The organism is Streptomyces laculatispora (assembly GCF_017353455.1).
In the GTDB taxonomy this organism is placed as follows: domain Bacteria; phylum Actinomycetota; class Actinomycetes; order Streptomycetales; family Streptomycetaceae; genus Streptomyces; species Streptomyces laculatispora.
In genome coordinates this window covers 1-3,919 of record NZ_JAFMPZ010000642.1, presented here as the reverse complement: position 1 = coordinate 3,919, position 3,919 = coordinate 1, and the positions used below count along the sequence as shown (strand labels likewise).

Below are 3,919 nucleotides of genomic sequence, written 5' to 3'. Positions count from 1 at the left end.
CGAGTGGGTGGGGCGCGGTGTCGCGCCCCACCCACTCGTCCGCCCGGCCGATCAGCCAGTCCCGGCTGGGGACGACCAGTCCTGCCGGGGTGAAGGCGATCTTCCGCAGCTCCGCATGGCTGCCGGAGTCCTTCCGCCAGAGTCCGCTGACGATGTCGACCGCCTCGGCGGGGGTGGCGGCGAACTCCAGGCCCGCGTAGACGGGGGCGCAGGCGTCGAGGCCCAGGTCCTGGGCGGAGAGTCTGCGCCCCAGCCGCCGGGTGAAGACCTCCGCGATCAGTGCCGGGGTGGTTCCCCGCGGCTGCTGGCCGCGCAGCCAGCGGGTCACGGAGGTCTTGTCGTACCGCAGGTCGAGGCCGTGTTCGAGGCCGAGCTGGTCCACCCGGCGGGCGAGGCCGGCGTTGGAGAACCCGGCTTCGGTGATGAGCGAGGCGAGTCGGCGGTTGGGGGTGCGCTGCGGAGGTCGTTCCGACATCAGCTGTACGGTCTCCTGCCTTCGGGGCCGGGCGGGCAGCCCTTATGGAACGGCGCGAATTTAGCGGCCTGCGGGGCGACCTCGGCCACCTTCGCTTCACATTCATCCGATCGTGTGAGGATTGCGGGGACGCTGACGGGAACAACCTGCCGGGCCGACGATCCGGGACCGGTCGTACAGTTGCGGGAGGCGCGATTCGGTGCATGGTGGCGTGGCGCCGGGGATACCCCCCGGCCGCGGCACCGCAAGGAGAAAGGCTGCTGCCGTGACTGAGCTTCGGTTCGTCCGTCTGGGGTTCGGCGAGGAGGCCGTCGACTACCAGGAGGCCTGGCAGAAGCAGCGCGAGGTGCACGCGGCACGGTTCGAGGACACCGTCCCCGACACCTGCCTGCTGCTGGAGCACCCGCCCGTCTACACGGCCGGCCGGCGCACGGCGGACAGCGAGCGCCCCCTGGACGGCACGCCGGTCATCGACGTGGACCGCGGCGGCAAGATCACCTGGCACGGACCGGGCCAGCTGGTCGGCTACCCGATCCAGAAGCTGCCTCGCCCGGTGGACGTGGTCGCGCACGTCCGCCGTCTGGAGGAGGCGCTGATCCGTACGGCGGCCGAGTTCGGGGTGGGGACCAGCCGGGTCGAGGGCCGCAGCGGCGTTTGGGTGCTCGGTGACCCGGTCGAGGAGCGTCCGGCGATCGGCGGCCTCTCCCTCGACTTCGACCCGAGGCTCCGGGACGAGGAGTTCGACGCCCGGCTGAACGGCCCCGAGTACGCCCCGTCCAACGCCGGCCAGCGCCGCGAGGACCGCAAGCTGGCCGCCATCGGCATCCGGGTCGCCAAGGGCGTGACCATGCACGGTTTCGCGCTCAACGTGAACCCGGACAACACCTCGTTCGACCGGATCGTGCCGTGCGGCATCCGGGACGCGGGCGTCACCTCGCTCGCGTACGAGCTGGGCCGCGACCTCGGAATCGCGGATGTGCTCCCGGTCGTCGAGAAGCACCTCAGGGACGTCCTGGAGAACGCCGAGCTCGCCCCGCGCACCATCGAGCGCGCGGCCGATGCCGTGGCCACGGCATGACGCTCGGAACACCGCTCCGGGAATAGGCCCTGCCGGCCACAGGTTGGGCAGACGTAAAGCCGTATGAACTACGGGCGTACCCTGGTGTTCGCCGAAGAATCCAATGCAGTGAAAGCAAAGGGGAGTGCCGGAGTGTCCGCTGTCGCACCCGACGGGCGCAAGATGCTGCGCCTTGAGGTCCGGAACAGCCAGACCCCCATCGAGCGGAAGCCCGAGTGGATCAAAACCCGGGCGAAGATGGGCCCCGAGTACAACCAGCTGCAGAAGCTCGTGAAGAGCGAGGGTCTGCACACGGTGTGCCAGGAGGCGGGCTGCCCCAACATCTTCGAGTGCTGGGAGGACCGCGAGGCCACGTTCCTCATCGGCGGCGACCAGTGCACCCGGCGCTGTGACTTCTGCCAGATCGACACGGGCAAGCCCCAGGAGCTGGACCGGGACGAGCCCCGCCGCGTCGGTGAGTCCGTCGTCACGATGGACCTGAACTACGCCACCATCACCGGCGTCGCCCGCGACGACCTGGAGGACGGCGGCGCCTGGCTGTACGCGGAGACCGTGCGCCAGATCCACGCGCTGACGGCGGAGCGGGAGACCGGCCACACCAAGGTGGAGCTGCTGATCCCCGACTTCAACGCAGAGCCCGCGCAGCTCGCCGAGGTCTTCTCCTCGCGCCCCGAGGTGCTGGGGCACAACGTGGAGACGGTGCCGCGGATCTTCAAGCGGATCCGCCCCGGCTTCCGGTACGAGCGTTCCCTGGAGGTCATCACCCGGGCCCGTGAGGCCGGTCTGGTGACCAAGTCCAACCTGATCCTCGGCATGGGCGAGACCCGCGAGGAAGTCAGCCAGGCACTCCGGGACCTGCACGACGCGGGTTGCGAGCTCATCACGATCACGCAGTACCTGCGGCCGACCCCGCGCCACCACCCGGTCGAGCGCTGGGTGAAGCCGCACGAGTTCGTGGAGCTCAAGGACGAGGCCGACGCGATCGGCTACTCCGGTGTGATGTCCGGGCCGCTGGTCCGTTCCTCGTACCGCGCGGGCCGGCTCTTCCAGCAGGCGATCGAGCGGCGCGGCGCCACCGCCACCGCACCGGCCGCGCGGCAGACGTCCGTGTGAAACCGGGCACAAGAAGCTACTGAACAGTAATAACTGATTCGGCGCGGCCCGTCCGCTCCTCGCAGGCCGGAGGCGCGGATGGGCCGCGCCGACGTGCGCGGCGCCCATATCAAGGTTTCATTGGTGTTTGACCGACCGGTCATGCGCTGGTAACACCGAGCAGTGACCCTGGATGCACGCGGCACAGTGGCTTTCCCGGCCGCTGCCACGCCGCTTCCGTATCCAGTCCGCGCAACACAGTCCGCCCACTGAGCGCCGCTCAGTCCGCGCATCCGTTCCGAGGGGACTTCCACGATGCAGGCCGCGCCGGTACGTGCCACCGCCATTCCGACCGTCACCAACGCCCTCCGCGCCGTCGAGTCGTTGCTGCTGAGCAGCGGCCAGCGCACCGCCCGCCGCAACGCCTGGACGGCCGTCCTGGAGGACCGCCGCCGGGCCAAGGACCGGGTCGAGTCCGAGTACGTACTGGAGGCCGTGGCCGAGCACCGTTCTTAGGCCACGTAAACTTCATTGCATGGCGAGGAAGGCAAAAACCACTGAAGGCGCGGACAGCGCCGAGAACGCGGGGCGGCTCAAGCAGATCGCCCTGACCTACAAGATGACCAGGCGGACCGACAGCAAGATCGGTCTTGTCGTCGCGGGTGTGGGAATCGTCACCTTCGGTGTCCTCCTCGCGATCGGTTTCCTGATCAACCACCCGATCTACGTGGGCATCCTGGGCTTCGTGCTCGCCCTCCTCGCGATGGCGATCGTCTTCGGACGGCGTGCCGAGCGGGCCGCCTTCGGGCAGATGGAGGGGCAGCCGGGCGCTGCGGCCGCGGTGCTGGACCGCGTGGGCCGCGGCTGGTCCACGACCCCCGCGGTCGCGATGAACCGCAGCCAGGACGTCGTCCACCGTGCCGTGGGCAAGGCGGGCATCGTGCTGGTGGGCGAGGGCAACCCGAACCGGGTGAAGACCCTGCTCGCGGCCGAGAAGAAGAAGATGGCCCGCATCGTGGTCGACGTACCCGTGCACGACATCATCGTCGGCAACGACGAGGGCCAGGTGCCGCTCAAGAAGGTGCGCACCAAGATGCTGAAGCTGCCGCGCGTCCTGACCGGCCCCCAGGTGACCGCCGCCAACGACCGGCTGCGCGCGATGGGCGACCTGATGAGCAACATGCCGCTGCCGAAGGGCCCGATGCCGAAGGGTATGCGGATGCCGCGCGGCGGAAAGATGCGCTGACGCACGAAGACGGCACATGAAGAGGGCG

5 protein-coding genes are annotated in these 3,919 nt (G+C 69.5%); 4 read left to right on the top strand and 1 reads right to left on the bottom strand.

Features of this window, described 5'->3' with window-relative positions:
* On the bottom strand, positions 1-475 hold a 475-nt coding region (locus tag J1C73_RS33590), incomplete at its 3' end, for an NsdA family TPR-like regulatory protein (RefSeq protein ID WP_504745048.1).
* Positions 476-740: 265 nt separating this feature from the next.
* On the opposite strand from J1C73_RS33590, the gene lipB reads away from it, so the two are divergent.
* From lipB to J1C73_RS33570, 4 genes are all read left to right on the top strand, one after another.
* Complete coding sequence (gene lipB / locus J1C73_RS33585) at positions 741-1,553, top strand: lipoyl(octanoyl) transferase LipB (RefSeq protein WP_207319665.1); 813 nt, start codon at positions 741-743, stop codon at positions 1,551-1,553.
* A 132-nt stretch (positions 1,554-1,685) separates the two neighbouring features.
* Complete coding sequence (gene lipA, locus J1C73_RS33580) at positions 1,686-2,666, top strand: lipoyl synthase (protein WP_207319664.1); 981 nt, start codon at positions 1,686-1,688, stop codon at positions 2,664-2,666.
* 294 nt (positions 2,667-2,960) lie between these two features.
* Complete coding sequence (locus J1C73_RS33575; protein WP_123470220.1) at positions 2,961-3,161, top strand: SCO2195 family GlnR-regulated protein; 201 nt, start codon at positions 2,961-2,963, stop codon at positions 3,159-3,161.
* Between the two features lie 19 nt (positions 3,162-3,180).
* Entirely contained in the window at positions 3,181-3,891 is a 711-nt protein-coding gene (locus tag J1C73_RS33570) for a DUF4191 domain-containing protein (protein WP_123470222.1), read from the top strand.
* The last annotated feature ends 28 nt before the right edge of the window (positions 3,892-3,919 follow it).

Excerpts from the sequence above, each read along its gene's own strand:
- J1C73_RS33570 (WP_123470222.1), top strand. The coding sequence starts at position 3,181 with ATGGCGAGGAAGGCAAAAACCACTGAAGGCGCGGACAGCGCCGAGAAC.
- J1C73_RS33575 (WP_123470220.1), top strand. The coding sequence starts at position 2,961 with ATGCAGGCCGCGCCGGTACGTGCCACCGCCATTCCGACCGTCACCAAC.